Annotated in this window: 15 protein-coding genes; 9 read left to right on the top strand and 6 right to left on the bottom strand. The window is 50.4% G+C overall.

Annotated elements, in window-relative coordinates; translation table 11 throughout:
* Nucleotides 1-143 precede the first annotated feature (143 nt).
* Both ABR335_RS08310 and ABR335_RS08315 read left to right on the top strand, forming a co-directional pair.
* The gene (locus tag ABR335_RS08310) at nucleotides 144-1,379 is read left to right on the top strand and encodes a DNA polymerase IV (RefSeq protein WP_350346705.1); all 1,236 of its coding nucleotides are present in this window, start codon (nucleotides 144-146) and stop codon (nucleotides 1,377-1,379) included.
* Nucleotides 1,376-1,717 (top strand): YolD-like family protein, encoded by a 342-nt coding sequence (locus ABR335_RS08315; protein ID WP_026683304.1) that lies wholly within the window; start codon nucleotides 1,376-1,378, stop codon nucleotides 1,715-1,717. Before ABR335_RS08310 ends, ABR335_RS08315 begins: the two co-directional genes overlap by 4 nt.
* Before the next feature lie 150 nt (nucleotides 1,718-1,867).
* Here the strand turns inward: ABR335_RS08315 and ABR335_RS08320 are convergent, their stop codons facing one another.
* The 4 genes from ABR335_RS08320 to ABR335_RS08335 all read right to left on the bottom strand — a co-directional run bounded on the left by ABR335_RS08320 (nucleotide 1,868) and on the right by ABR335_RS08335 (nucleotide 6,326).
* Nucleotides 1,868-3,277 (bottom strand): LysM peptidoglycan-binding domain-containing protein, encoded by a 1,410-nt coding sequence (locus ABR335_RS08320; protein ID WP_026683305.1) that lies wholly within the window; start codon nucleotides 3,275-3,277, stop codon nucleotides 1,868-1,870.
* A 74-nt stretch (nucleotides 3,278-3,351) separates the two neighbouring features.
* Nucleotides 3,352-4,272: an alpha/beta hydrolase gene (locus ABR335_RS08325; protein WP_350346706.1), complete on the bottom strand. Its 921-nt coding sequence runs from the start codon at nucleotides 4,270-4,272 to the stop codon at nucleotides 3,352-3,354.
* Nucleotides 4,273-4,470: 198 nt separating this feature from the next.
* Nucleotides 4,471-5,679: a toxic anion resistance protein gene (locus tag ABR335_RS08330; protein WP_350346707.1), complete on the bottom strand. Its 1,209-nt coding sequence runs from the start codon at nucleotides 5,677-5,679 to the stop codon at nucleotides 4,471-4,473.
* Nucleotides 5,676-6,326, bottom strand: a complete 651-nt coding sequence (locus ABR335_RS08335; RefSeq protein ID WP_350346708.1) for a 5-bromo-4-chloroindolyl phosphate hydrolysis family protein — start codon at nucleotides 6,324-6,326, stop codon at nucleotides 5,676-5,678. The genes ABR335_RS08330 and ABR335_RS08335 overlap by 4 nt, the downstream gene beginning before the upstream one ends.
* Nucleotides 6,327-6,655: 329 nt before the next feature.
* On the opposite strand from ABR335_RS08335, the gene ABR335_RS08340 reads away from it, so the two are divergent.
* Nucleotides 6,656-6,904: a YqkE family protein gene (locus ABR335_RS08340; RefSeq protein WP_026104517.1), complete on the top strand. Its 249-nt coding sequence runs from the start codon at nucleotides 6,656-6,658 to the stop codon at nucleotides 6,902-6,904.
* A gap of 205 nt (nucleotides 6,905-7,109) precedes the next feature.
* On the opposite strand, the gene ABR335_RS08345 is transcribed toward ABR335_RS08340, so the two are convergent.
* On the bottom strand, nucleotides 7,110-8,021 hold the full coding sequence (locus ABR335_RS08345; protein ID WP_026683310.1) for an aldo/keto reductase: 912 nt from the start codon (nucleotides 8,019-8,021) through the stop codon (nucleotides 7,110-7,112).
* Nucleotides 8,022-8,090: 69 nt separating this feature from the next.
* Nucleotides 8,091-8,222 (bottom strand): Z-ring formation inhibitor MciZ, encoded by a 132-nt coding sequence (gene mciZ / locus ABR335_RS08350; RefSeq protein ID WP_014098100.1) that lies wholly within the window; start codon nucleotides 8,220-8,222, stop codon nucleotides 8,091-8,093.
* Nucleotides 8,223-8,335: 113 nt separating this feature from the next.
* On the opposite strand from mciZ, the gene ABR335_RS08355 reads away from it, so the two are divergent.
* The 6 genes from ABR335_RS08355 (at nucleotide 8,336) to xerD (ending at nucleotide 12,614) form a co-directional block, all read left to right on the top strand.
* Nucleotides 8,336-8,860, top strand: a complete 525-nt coding sequence (locus ABR335_RS08355) for an NUDIX hydrolase (RefSeq protein ID WP_350346709.1) — start codon at nucleotides 8,336-8,338, stop codon at nucleotides 8,858-8,860.
* Nucleotides 8,857-10,032, top strand: coding sequence for an endonuclease Q family protein (locus ABR335_RS08360; protein ID WP_014098102.1), 1,176 nt, complete (start codon nucleotides 8,857-8,859; stop codon nucleotides 10,030-10,032). The genes ABR335_RS08355 and ABR335_RS08360 overlap by 4 nt, the downstream gene beginning before the upstream one ends.
* Nucleotides 10,033-10,125: 93 nt before the next feature.
* On the top strand, nucleotides 10,126-10,770 hold the full coding sequence (spoIIM, locus tag ABR335_RS08365) for a stage II sporulation protein M (RefSeq protein ID WP_014098103.1): 645 nt from the start codon (nucleotides 10,126-10,128) through the stop codon (nucleotides 10,768-10,770).
* A gap of 109 nt (nucleotides 10,771-10,879) precedes the next feature.
* A complete protein-coding gene (locus ABR335_RS08370; protein ID WP_013859565.1) occupies nucleotides 10,880-11,356 on the top strand; it encodes a Fur family transcriptional regulator in 477 nt (158 codons plus the stop codon).
* A gap of 140 nt (nucleotides 11,357-11,496) precedes the next feature.
* Nucleotides 11,497-11,715 carry a YqzK family protein gene (locus ABR335_RS08375; RefSeq protein ID WP_013859564.1) on the top strand — a complete coding sequence of 73 codons (219 nt, stop codon included), beginning with the start codon at nucleotides 11,497-11,499 and terminating at the stop codon, nucleotides 11,713-11,715.
* Nucleotides 11,716-11,720: 5 nt separating this feature from the next.
* Complete coding sequence (gene xerD, locus ABR335_RS08380) at nucleotides 11,721-12,614, top strand: site-specific tyrosine recombinase XerD (protein WP_251459558.1); 894 nt, start codon at nucleotides 11,721-11,723, stop codon at nucleotides 12,612-12,614.
* The last annotated feature ends 142 nt before the right edge of the window (nucleotides 12,615-12,756 follow it).

The following is a 12,756-nucleotide window of genomic DNA, read 5'->3' on the forward strand; positions in this document are numbered from 1 at the left end:
GTGATGCGCGTTTTGGAAAAATATAGCCCCTCTGCCTAAAAAAACAATTGGCGAAAGAACGTATATTCGTTTATAATGAGGAATAGAATAAGAACTATAGTTCGTGTTGGTTGCTTAGTTTCTAAGGTAAGAGGGGTTGAAAGATGAGCCAGCGTGTGATTTTTCTCGTCGATATGCAGTCTTTTTATGCAAGTGTGGAAAAAGCCGATCATCCGGCGTACAGGGATAAACCCGTGATCGTATCGGGGGATCCGGCGCGCCGGTCCGGGGTGGTGCTCGCTGCCTGCCCGCTCGCGAAAAAGCGCGGCGTGAAGAATGCGCTCCGCCTGTGGGAAGCGCAGCAGCTCTGCCCGGATGCCGTCATCGTCCGGCCGCGCATGCAGCGCTATCTCGATGTATCGGTGCAGATTTCTTCGATTCTTGCCCGCTATACGGACATGGTTGAACCGTATTCCGTTGACGAGCAGTTCATGGATGTAACGGGTAGCAGGCGGCTGTTCGGGGAGCCGCGCGAGATCGCCGCGCAAATCCAGCGGGACATCATGGAAGAAACCGGCGTGTATGCCCGCTGCGGGATCGGGCCGAACAAAGTGCTGGCCAAAATGGCGTGCGACCATTTTGCGAAGAAAAACAAAACCGGCATTTTTGAACTGGATCACCATCATCTCAAAACGCATTTATGGCCTTTGCCGGTTGGCAGGATGTTCGGTGTCGGCAGCCGGATGGAGCAGCATCTGAAGCGGCTCGGCATTTATACAATCGGTGCGCTTGCCTGCTTTCCACTTTCTGTTTTAAAAAAACGGTGGGGGATTGGCGGCCAGGTACTGTGGGAGACGGCAAACGGCATTGATGAGTCGCCCGTCTCGAAAGAATCGCACGTCGGACAGAAAGCGATCGGGCATGCGATGACGCTGCCGCGCGACTACGCCGATTTTGAGCATGAAATCAAAGTTGCCCTTCTTGAACTTTGCGAGGAAGTCTGTTTCCGGGCGCGTACTTCAGGCGTCATGGGCGCTTGTGTTTCGGTCGGCTGCCAGGGGGCGGATTATGCCCATCCGTCCGGCTTTCACCGCCAGATGACGCTTCTGGCGCCGACAAACGGGACAATGGACGTTTACCGGGCGGCGTGCCGGCTGTTTCTTTCGTTTTGGGACGGAAATCCGGTCCGCCGTATCAGCGTCGGGCTGTCGCGCCTGTCGCGGGATGATATCCGGCAGCTTGATCTGTTTGAAAACAGGGAAGGGGAAAGAAAGATTGGGTATGCGGTCGACCGCATCAAGCAGAAATACGGTTCCGACGCCGTCATCCGCGCCGTGTCGCTGCTTGATGCCGGCCAGGCGCTTGAACGTGCCAAAAAGATAGGAGGGCATTACAAATGAGCGGATACCTGCAGCGCGGTAACAAACTTTGGGAAGGGTCACGCATGTTTTTGCCCGAGCATAAGCAGGCACTTTTAAAATGGCAGAAAGAACAGGAAAAACAGGCAAAGCCCGAACTCGATGAGCAGCAGCTTGAAGAGATGAACCATATGCTCATATCTGCCTGCCGGCTGCGCGTGCCGGTTACGGTCCGTTTCTTTGAAGCGGGAAATTTCTTTACCGCCACCGGTACCATTACAAAATTCCGGTCGCTCGAAAAAAAGCTGGAGCTGGCAGGGGAGACAGGGGAGCGGATATCGATCAAACTTTCCGCGGTGACAGAAGTGGACTGGGCATGAAAAACCGGCAAGCCTGAAAAAGCCTGCCGGATGGATTTTCGTGCGGGCGATGCAGAAAAATGCAGCACCGGCGGTTTGGACGCATCCTGTTGCAGCAAGAAGCAGCATTTATGAAATCAATCTTAGGGCATCCGTACGCTTTGTTGCGGATTACCGTTTTCTTGCCTGAATGAGTGCCTGCTGTACGACCCAGTTTTCGGGAAACGGGTTGCCGAGCACCCAGTAGCTGATTCCACGCAGCCCGTATTCGTTTAGCAAATTGATTTTTGCCCGCATGCTGCGCGCATCTTCAAACCAGACTTCATGCTGCTGGCCTGATGCATCGGTGTAACGGAAATAAGGCGCCTGGTCGGTCGGGTGGTAGCGGATGTCAGCCCCGTACCGTGCCGCCAAGGAAAGGGCTTCATGCGGGCTGATCGTGCGCGCCGTTGTGCCTGCGCGCCACGGGATTCTCCAGTCACGCCCGTAAAGCGGCGCCCCCATCATAATTTTATTCCGCGGAATGACAGTAACGGCATAATCAAGGACACGCCTCACTTCAGGAATCGGGGCGATGGCTCGCGGCCTGCCGCCGGCCCATCCCCATTCATACGTCATCAAAATGACAAAATCAACGATGGCCCCGTGTGCGCCGTAATCGTGGGCTTCGTAAAGCAGGCCCGGCTGCGTGCCGGAAATTTTCGGCGCAAGCGCAGTCGAGACGAGCAGTCCTTCCGGGCGGAACCGGCGGGCGACGCGCCTGAGAAACGCCGTATAACGGTCGCGGTCTTCCGGATACACATATTCAAAATCAAAATTGACTCCCCGGTACCCTTTTTGCCTTATCGTGACGAGAAGATTGCTGATCAAAGTTTCCTGCAATGCTTCATTGCGAAGCAGCCGGGCAGCCAGATCGGAGCTAAATCCTTCCGAGGTGAAATTGGCCAGGATTAAAAGCGGAAGGACGCCGTTTGCTTCCGCTGCCTGAAGGACGGAGCGGTCGTTGAGCGGCGTCAGGCTGCCATCTTCACGGAACGTATGACGGAAAGGGGACAAGTACGTAAAATAAGGCCCAAGCTGGTAAACTTCAGCGGTGCCCGCAGCGCCGAACCCGGTTGTATAGGCATTGACTTCTTTCACAGGGCGGCGGGGTGCGGGTATACGCAGCACCTGGCCGGCGGAAAGAGCCGTGCCGGGAAGCCGGTTCGCCTGCATAATGGCCCCCATGTCCGCCCCGTAAGTACGGGCAATGCCGTACAGAGTTTCACCCTGTTTTACCGTATGGTTTCGGTAGGGGATAAAAAGCACCTGCCCCGGAAAAAGCGAGGCGGGATTGCGGAGTTGGTTGGCGTTTATAAGCGCTTGTGCCAAAACGCCGAGGCGTGCGGCGATTGTGCCGAGCTGGTCCCCTTCCTGGACGATGTACTGAAAGAATCGGTCGGGAATGGCAAGCGCCTGGCCGGGAACGAGCGGGGATGATGCAGTCAGCCCGTTTGCCAAAAAAAGCTGGGCAAGATCGGCATCGAGGCGGTTTGCAATCCGCCAAAGGGTATCGCCTTGCTGTACGGTATAGATTTCCATCATGGACACTCCCTGTTTTGATAGGCTCCTATACCATATTCAGCAACATGGGCGGACGTTCGCAAAAAATGGCATTAAAGCTTACGGGACGCCGCCATTTTTTCAAGAAATTCATCAATCACCTGTTCATACTGTTCGCGGTTTAAGTTGAGCGACTGGGCGTGGGCGCCGTTTTCGGCAATAAACAGCTGCTTCGGCCCTTTTTTCTTTTCATAAAGCGCTTTGGTCATCCCGGGCAGAATGTAGTCGTCCTTGGCGCTGTGGATAAAGAGGACCGGCTGTTTGATCCGGCCGACTACATCAATCGGCGACACACGGCGGAGCGAGTAGCCGTCGCGGATGCGGACAAAAAAATCGGCAAGCGGAAAAAACCATTTTCCGGGCAGCCGCGTTTCCCGCGTAAATTCCCGGATCAATTGCGCCCGGAACGAGGAAAACGGGCAGTCGGCGATGTAAAAATCGGCGCGGCCGCAAAGCTCGCCGGCATACAGCAGGAGCGTGGCGGCGCCCATTGATTCGCCGTGAATCCCGAAAAAGATGCCGTCCCCTTCGCGCCTGAGAAGTTCATCTGCCACCGCTTTTAAGTCATGCTTTTCATAGTATCCGTAGCTCGTTGTACTGCCGCCGGATTCCCCGTGGCGGCGGTGGTCGTAGAGGACAGCGTTAAAGCCCCGCTTCAGGAACAGGTTCATATATTTAACGGAATTCATTTTGTTTTCCGTCACGCCATGGCAAAAAATCATCCATTTTTTCGACTCGGGGAACGGTTTCACAAAAACCGATTTGAGCTTGTAACCGAATGGGGACGGAATCAAAACTTCCTCTTTCGGCAATGATTCGTACGCTTTAAGATCCAGCCTTTTCGCGGCCACTTCTCGGCTTATGACGAGGCTGTCGTCTTTTTTTCGGATATGCATCACCCGCTCTGACATGTAAAAGCCGAGCCCGCCTGCAGCAAGCGCCGCCGTGGCGGGCAGGGAAAACCATTTTTTCATCAAAATCCCTCCGCATGTTGAAGTAAAAAAGGATGCCGGATGCGCTTTAATAAGCGGAAAGAAAAAACCGGCGCAAGTTTCCGGTTGCGCCGGTTTTATTTTCAGGCTCCTGCCGCTTTTCCGGATGGATCTTTGTTTGAAAGCGGCAGCAGGCTTTCCGTCCGCCGGCCCGGTCTGTTGCCGTTTTGCCCGTTTTGGTCAGGACGCCCCGGCATCCGGCCCCGGTCCTTTCAAGTTCATTAGTTTTTGTTTCAGTTCGTTTTCCATCGTCGCCAGTTCCTGTTCGGCCTGGAACCGCCGGGCTCTTCCTTCCTGCTGGATGCGCAGCGTTTCTTCGAGCGTTGAAATCAGGCTTTCCTGCGTTTTTTTCAACGTTTCAATGTCGACAAGGCCGCGCTCATTTTCCTGCGCCGTTTCGATCGTGTTCGATTTCAGCATTTCGGCATTGCGCAACAGAAGTTCATTGGTCGTTTTGGACACTTGTTTTTGCGCTTCGACCGCATGGCGCTGGCGGATGAGCGTCAGGGCAATCGCGATCTGGTTTTTCCATAGCGGGATCGCCGTCATAATAGAGGACTGGATTTTTTCAGCCAGCGTCTGATTTGTGTTTTGAATCAGTCGGATTTGCGGCGCGCTTTGGATCGTGATTTGCCGGCTTAATTTTAAGTCGTGCAGCCGTTTTTCAAGCCGGTCGGCAAACTGGATCATGTCGTTGACTTCCTGGAAGGCCATCTGGTCGCCGGTTGCTTCCGCTTTTTTCCTCATTTCAGGAATCGTTTTTGTGTTCAGTTCCTCAAGCTTAAGCTCGCCGGCTGCAATATAAATATTAAGCGCATGGAAATAATCTTTGTTTTTTTCATACAGCTGTTCGAGCAGCTGGATATCTTTCAGCAACGTCTTTTTCGAGAGATCGAGCTTCACGCTGATGCGATCGATCTGCGCGCTTGTTTTCTGGTATTTTGAAAGCAGTTCCTGCACCGAATTGGAAATTTTGCCGAACATGCGGGAAAAGAAGTTTTTCTTTTCTGGGACAAGTTCTTCGGGATTCACCTGCTCAAGTTTTTTCATCAAATCATTTAAAATATCGCCGATTTCCCCGATATCTTTTTTCTGGACCTGGTCAAGCATGGCATGCGAGAAATTCAGCAGCTTCGACTGCGCCTGCGTGCCATATAAAATGACGGACTGGTGGTTTGAAGGGTCAATTTGCTTTGCGAGTTCGTATGCTTTTTGCCGGTTTTCCTCCGGCAGCATGTCCACAAGGCGGGACGGTTTTGCTCCGGCGGCAGGCTCTATTTTCTGCCCTTCTTCCGGCAGCATGGCGTCATGCGTGCCGAACGGATCGGCAAGCAGATCATCCAGCCCGCCGCCTGTTGGTTCCTGCCAAAGTTCTTTGTCTGCGTTCATTTTTTTGCACTCCTTTCATGCCGGGAAGGGGATTTGCGTTCGATGGTGTGCCTGGCGTATGCCAGTTCGTAATCGAGCTCATCCATATCCGTTGACAGCATATGGTACAGATCTTTCTCTGTTTCGCGTCCCAATTGTTTTAACGTTTCTTCCGTTTCCCGGATTTGCACGGCCATTTCTTTGTTTTTTACAGGCTGGGATTGCAGGAGGGCATATTTTTCCGCAAGCTCCGTCATGGAATCCAAATGGTAAAAATAAAAAGATTCAGCCTGATAGAAACGTTTCGGCTCTCTTTTGACCAGTGCCTGTATTTTCCTGATTACTTTATTCATATCGTAAAAAAGTTTGAACGTGCTAATGGAACGAACGGATAAAAAGGTTTTTTGCAATCGCCTGATTTTTTCGTCCGCTTCTTTCAGGTTTTTCCGGATATATTGATAATCTTTCCGCGTTAGCTGCTGCGCTTTCAGAAAACTCCGCAACATTTGCCACTTCACAAGCCGGTTGATCAGAAAGCCGCCGACAAGCGAAAGCAAAAGCGACAGCCAGAACAAATGGCCGGATGAAAAATAAATGACGAGAAAGAGAAGGATAACGCTAGAAATGGTTATTACGGTGCGAATCACCGTACCCATAAAAAATTTCATAATCGACACCCCTGATCACGATCTTGGTTGATTCGGCCATACGTCTTATACGAAAAGCAGCCCTGAAAAGATTCAAAAACCTTGCAAATTTCTTCTTTAACGCTACTATACCAGAGATCGCGCATGGATTTAAAGAGAGAAAGCAGCTTCCGGAAAATATTTTTCAGTCTGGGAGCCGGGTTGCCCATGAACGGACCGCCTGATGGATGATGAAGCATTGGTAAATATATTATAATGAAAAAAGATGATAGAAGAAGGGCGGTGAAGGCCGTTTGTAAGATGCCCCCGGCTGCACTCGAGGCATGCGGGCTTTTTGCAAACGGCAGCAAATGGCAAAAAAGAGACAGGCACAACAAAAAGGAAAACAGGATGAGAAAGTGCAGCTGAAGGATGCGCTGCAAAAAGATGTGCTCGAAAAATTGAAACAGGCAAAGCAGGAACTTGCGGCAGTGGAAGTAGAAAAAAAGAGGGCGGAAGAAGAACGAAAAAGAGAAGAACGGAAGCAGCGCGAGCGGAACAAATCGTTTGCGGAACTGCTGGAAGAATCCGATTTGGACTGGAAACGATATAAAGGCTAAAAAGATGGCAATGGCACAGGCAGTCGCCTTGACACAACTGCCTGTACGATTGATTACGCCCTGATTTCCATTTGCCGTTTAAATCCTTCCTTTGCACGGGGGAAAACGGGATGGTTTCCGGCATAACCGGGAAAGGGCTGTTGGAACAAGGTGAAAAAATAAACAAAAAAGCAAAGAACGCGGTGCATTCTTTGCTGAAAACAGATTACCGATGCGCTTCGTATCGGTTTTGTTTGGTGAGCTCGCGCAGAAGCCGGTGCTCCTCCGGTGTAAGTGGCGCAGCGTTTACGGCTTTTGCATTGGCGCGCACCTGGTCCGGGGAACTGGCGCCGGCAACCACGGCGGCAACTGGAGGGCAGGCGAGATCATATTGAAGTGCAAGTTCAAGCATCGTCCGCCCGCCGGTTAAAAGCGTATTTTTGATTTTCTCAAGAAGGGCGACAATTTCTTCATAACCGGTATCAAGATAACCGTCTGCTGGAATCTTTTCCGGCAGCCCGCTTAAAATCCCTTTTGCGACCGGGCCTCTTGCGACAATGCTGATGCCGTTTTCGCCTAAAAGCGTCGTGATGGTCTCTTCCGGCCGCCGGTCAAGCAGGCTGTACTGCATCATGACGCTTGCAATGGATGACTTTTTCACATATTCGCGGATCACGTTCGGGCGGATGGAAGAAATGCCGTAAGCGCGGATGATGCCTTCTGCCTTTAATTCCTCAAACGCTTCGATCGTTTCGTCTATCGGGTCTTCGATCGTGCCGCCGTGCAGCTGGTACAAATCGATATAGTCCGTGCCGAGTCGTTTCAGGCTTTGTTTTGCCGCTTCTTTTATGTAAGCTTTGGAAGCATCCCAGCGCCACGTTTTGCCGTCTTCATTCCAGCGGTTTCCGGCTTTTGTGGCAATGATCACTTCGCCGCGCACATGTTTGAGCGCTTCGCCGACCAGTTTTTCATTCACTCCGTGGTCATAAAGATCGGCCGTGTCAAAATAGTTAATGCCTGCTTCAAGTGCGGCTTCAATGACGACCCGTGCTTTTTTCGGATCCGTACCGAGCGACATGCAGCCGAGCCCGAGCTTTGAAACATATAAATCTGAATTTCCCAACCGGTTTTTTTCCATGTTTTTCTGCCTCCTTTTTTTTATTGTATAGAAGGGGCAGGAAAAAATACAAATATGGAGACAGCCCCCTTATGAGGAAGTTGTTTTTGCAACCCATTCGGCGACCGTTTCGTATTTTTTACAGTATGTTTTCAGCCGGTCGCGAATTTCCCATGCTTTTCCCTTCATGAGGATGCCTTTCGGATGGACGATGATGATCATCAAGCTTTCCCTCCCGGAACAGTCTGTTTTTTATGGTAAAATATATGTGTTAGTTTCAGGTGAAGAACAAAAGGAGCCGGGTAACATGCAAAAATAAATACGAAGAGAAAACATTGAAGACGGAAGAAATTTTCAACGGCAAAATTTTGCACGTGCAAGTCTTGGAGGTTGAACTGCCGGACGGAAAAACGTCGAAACGCGAGGTCATCAAGCACCCCGGCGCCGTCTGTGTGCTTGCGGTTACAAATGAGCATAAAGTGGTGATGGTGGAACAATACCGGAAAGCGGCTGAACGCGCGCTCATTGAAATTCCGGCGGGAAAGCTCGAGCCGGGGGAAGACCCGCTTGAAGCGGCAAAACGCGAACTGGAGGAAGAAACCGGTTATGCCTGCGCGAAATTAGAACCGGTAACCGCTTTTTATACTTCACCGGGCTTTGCGGATGAATATATCCATCTTTATGCCGGAACCGGCCTTGAAAAACTTTCCAATCCAAAAGCGGGCGATGATGATGAATTTGTCGATATTTTGGAACTGGGCATGGATGAAGTCAGGGAAATGATCCGGTCGGGGAAAATATGCGACGCCAAAACATTGGTTGCCCTCCAGCACTGGATGCTTGAAGAGGCGCGAAAATGAGTGTCAATCCGTACTTTGCAGATTTACACATCCACATCGGGCGCACAAAAACGGGGCGGCCCGTCAAAATTACGGGGGCAAAAAGCCTGACGCTTGAAAATATATTAAAGGCGGCCAAACAGCCGAAAGGGCTCGATCTCGTCGGGGTGATCGACTGCCATGTCCCGGAAGTCAGGGAAGAGATGAAGGCGCTTCTTGCAGCCGGTGAACTGGTGCAGCTTGATGAAGGCGGCCTCCTCTACCAGGGGGAAGTCACGCTGATTCCCGGGATTGAAATGGAAGTGTATGATGAAAACTGCCGTGGGCCGGTCCATCTGCTCAGCTATTTTCCGGATATGGACACACTCGGCAAGTTTTCCGCATGGTATGGCGGGCGCGTGTCCAATCCACATTTAAGCACACAGCGGGTCCGCGCAGAGGCCCGGAAAGTGCAGGAAAAAACGAAAGAACTCTCCGGGCTGTTTATTCCCGCCCATGTATTTACCCCCTTTAAGAGCCTTTATGGAAAAGGTGTGGAACGGTCGCTAACAGAAGTGCTGGACCCGGATCTGATAGATGCTGTGGAATTGGGATTAAGTTCTGATACCACCATGGCTGATAACATCAGTGAGCTGCACCGCTATCCGTTCGTGACCAATTCAGACGCCCATTCCCTCGGCAAAATGGCAAGGGAATACCAAAAATTGATGCTGGAAACGCCGGGGTTTACAGGGCTGTTAAAAGCTTTGCGCGGCGAAGGGGAAAACCGGATTGCCGCCAATTACGGCTTAAACCCGAAACTTGGGAAATATTATACAACGACTTGCGCCAAATGCCGGAACCCTGTTTCAAACGGCCCATGCCCGCATTGCGGGTCGCGCCTGAAAACAAAAGGTGTCTCGGAAAGAATAGAAGAGCTGACAGACGCAAAAACGCATCCTGCCCGGCCACCCTACATCCACCAGGTGCCGCTTGATTTTTTGCCGGGGCTCGGCCCGAAAACGATGGGCAAGCTGCTGGACCATTTCGGGACGGAGATGAATATTTTGCACCGGGCGCCCGAATCCGCCCTGAAAAGCGTTGTAAAACCGCCGCTTTCGGAACTGATCTTGAAACAGCGTTCCGGGGGATTGGCGTTTGAGGCCGGCGGGGGCGGAAAATATGGCAAGGTAAAAAATCCAAAGCCGGAATAGTTTCGCTCCGGTTTTGGACTTTTTTCATAAGCGGCTATGTCCTTTCATAGATTAATAGCAAGTGCCAATCTTTTGAAGGAGGGGACACCGCTCATGAAGCAAATTGCCCTGCAAAATCCTGTCAGCCGCCATATCCGGGAAAACTCCTCTATTTATGCATTTGTCATCGCGTTGTTCCTGATGGGCGTCATTTTTGGCGCCGTCATCGTCAACAGCCTGTCGATCGCACAGAAAGAAGACTTGTTTTTTTACTTAAAGCAATTTTTCGGACAAGTCTCAACCGGCAAACTCGCCGCGCCTGAGGACCTGTTCCGTTCAAGTTTCCTGCACAATTTGAAATTTCTCGGCCTCATCTGGCTGCTCGGTATTTCGATCATCGGCCTGCCGCTCATTCTTGTTCTCTTATTTTTAAAGGGGCTTGTCGTCGGGTTTTCGATCGGTTTTCTTGTCAACCAGATGAAATGGGGCGGTTTTTTGCTTTCGTTTGTAACCGTTCTTCCGCAAAATTTGCTGATCATTCCTTTGTTTATTTTCACCTCGGTGATGGCTGTCATGTTTTCCTTGAACCTGATCCGGAAAATTTTTATGAAACAGGCTGCCCACTTTGCTTTTTTTCAATTGTTTTTAAGGTATTGCACGGCGCTTCTCGCTGTTTTCATCGCATCTCTCGCGGCCGCCTGCATCGAGGCTTATCTTTCTCCGCAGCTGATGCAGGCCGTGATGAAGATGATCCATTAAAATCATTCTTAAATAATAAATGTTGTTTTTAACTGTTTATAATCATTTCATTTTGACTATTCCCCTTAATCTGCTATAATATCAGAGACAGCGGCAAGGGGGAGGAATCATGGAAGAAGCTCGTATTGATAGAATTAAGAAGCAATTGCATTCGGCCAGCTACAAACTGACGCCGCAACGGGAAGCAACCGTGCGCGTTTTGCTGGAACATGAAACAGACCATTTAAGTGCGGAAGATGTATACCTCCTTGTGAAAGAAAAATCCCCTGAAATCGGTCTGGCCACCGTTTATCGCACGCTGGAACTGCTGTCCGAACTGAAAGTGGTGGACAAAATCAATTTCGGCGACGGGGTGTACCGTTATGATTTGAGGCAGGAAGGCGCCGCACATTTTCACCATCATCTTGTCTGCATTGAATGCGGCGCGGTGGACGAAATTCAGGAAGATTTACTGGAAAATGTCGAAAAAGTTGTGGAAAGCCGCTGGAATTTTATTATCAAAGACCATCGCCTGACATTTCACGGGATTTGTTACCGGTGCCAGCAAAAAGAAAAGGGAAACGAAAACGGAAAAAACGAAAAATAACCGGCCTTTTCGCAAGACGAAAAGGTTTTTGTTATAACACCGCATTTTCAGCCGGTTGAATTTTTACATAAAAGGATGTATAAAACGGCGGAAGTCTGTCATAGCTTGTATGTAAAGCGATACAGAAAGGCGGGCGGGATATGCCGTGGCTGAAACTTTTGCTTCATGCGCTTAAAGTCTTCATTTTATTTTTATGCTGCACATTGTTGTTCTACTTTGCCCTGCTTTGGGTGAATCAGGAATATGAAAGCTACCACCGTTATGAAAAACCAAAAGGCGCGGCTGTAAAGGTGAGTGCCGGGGACCATAAGCCTGCTTGGGCAGAACGGCTGCTGCTCTTTTATATGGATGGGGAGTAATTGGAATGGAAGATCAAATCAAAGATTTCATGCATTTTATGATCGTTGAAAAAGGGCTCGCTGAAAATACGATCGCGTCCTATAAACGCGATCTGCACAGTTATCTCCGCTACCTGCAAAAAGTGGAGCTTGTTACATCTTGGAATGAAGTGACGCGGTTTCACATCCTCCACTTTCTGAACTTTTTAAAACAGCAGGGAAAGTCCTCGAAGACGATTGCCAGGCATGTCGCCTCTATCCGGTCTTTTCATCAGTTTTTGTTGCGGGAAAAATTTGCGGGCCAGGATCCGACTGTCCATATTGAAACCCCGAAGCCTGAGCGGACGCTTCCGAAAGTGCTGAGCGTTCAGGAAGTGGAAGCGCTCCTTGCTGCGCCAAAAGGGGATACCCCTCTTCATATGCGGGATGGTGCGATGCTTGAACTGTTGTATGCGACCGGCATGCGCGTCAGTGAGATGACCGGCCTTAATCTTGACGATCTGCATTTATCAATGGGATTTATTAAATGTATCGGAAAAGGGGACAAGGAAAGGATTATCCCGATCGGCCGCACGGCGTCGGCTGCGCTTGACCGGTATTTAAAAGAAGGACGGCCCAAACTGGTTTCAAAAACGAATAGAACGGATGCCCTGTTTTTGAACCATCACGGTGCCCGTCTCTCACGGCAAGGCTTTTGGAAAATATTAAAGGCGCTTGCGAAAAAAGCCAATATTGAGAAAGACATTACCCCGCACACACTGAGGCATTCATTTGCCACTCATCTGATTGAAAACGGGGCAGACTTGCGGGCGGTTCAGGAAATGCTCGGCCATGCCGACATTTCCACAACGCAAATTTACACCCATGTTTCCAAAACGAGGTTAAAGGATGTTTATGCGAAATTCCATCCAAGGGCTTAAACCCGGCCGCATGCTTTTTTTCGGGCGCGGCGGGTTTGGCAGCACCCTGTTTCCGGGAATTATAAGGACAAAACTAAAAACAGATTTTTAAGGCGCACGGCGTAAAAACCGTGCGTTTTTTATTTGTCTGGCAGCCGGCATC

Source organism: Heyndrickxia faecalis (assembly GCF_040267745.1).
Taxonomy (GTDB): Bacteria; Bacillota; Bacilli; order Bacillales; family Bacillaceae_C; genus Weizmannia; species Weizmannia faecalis.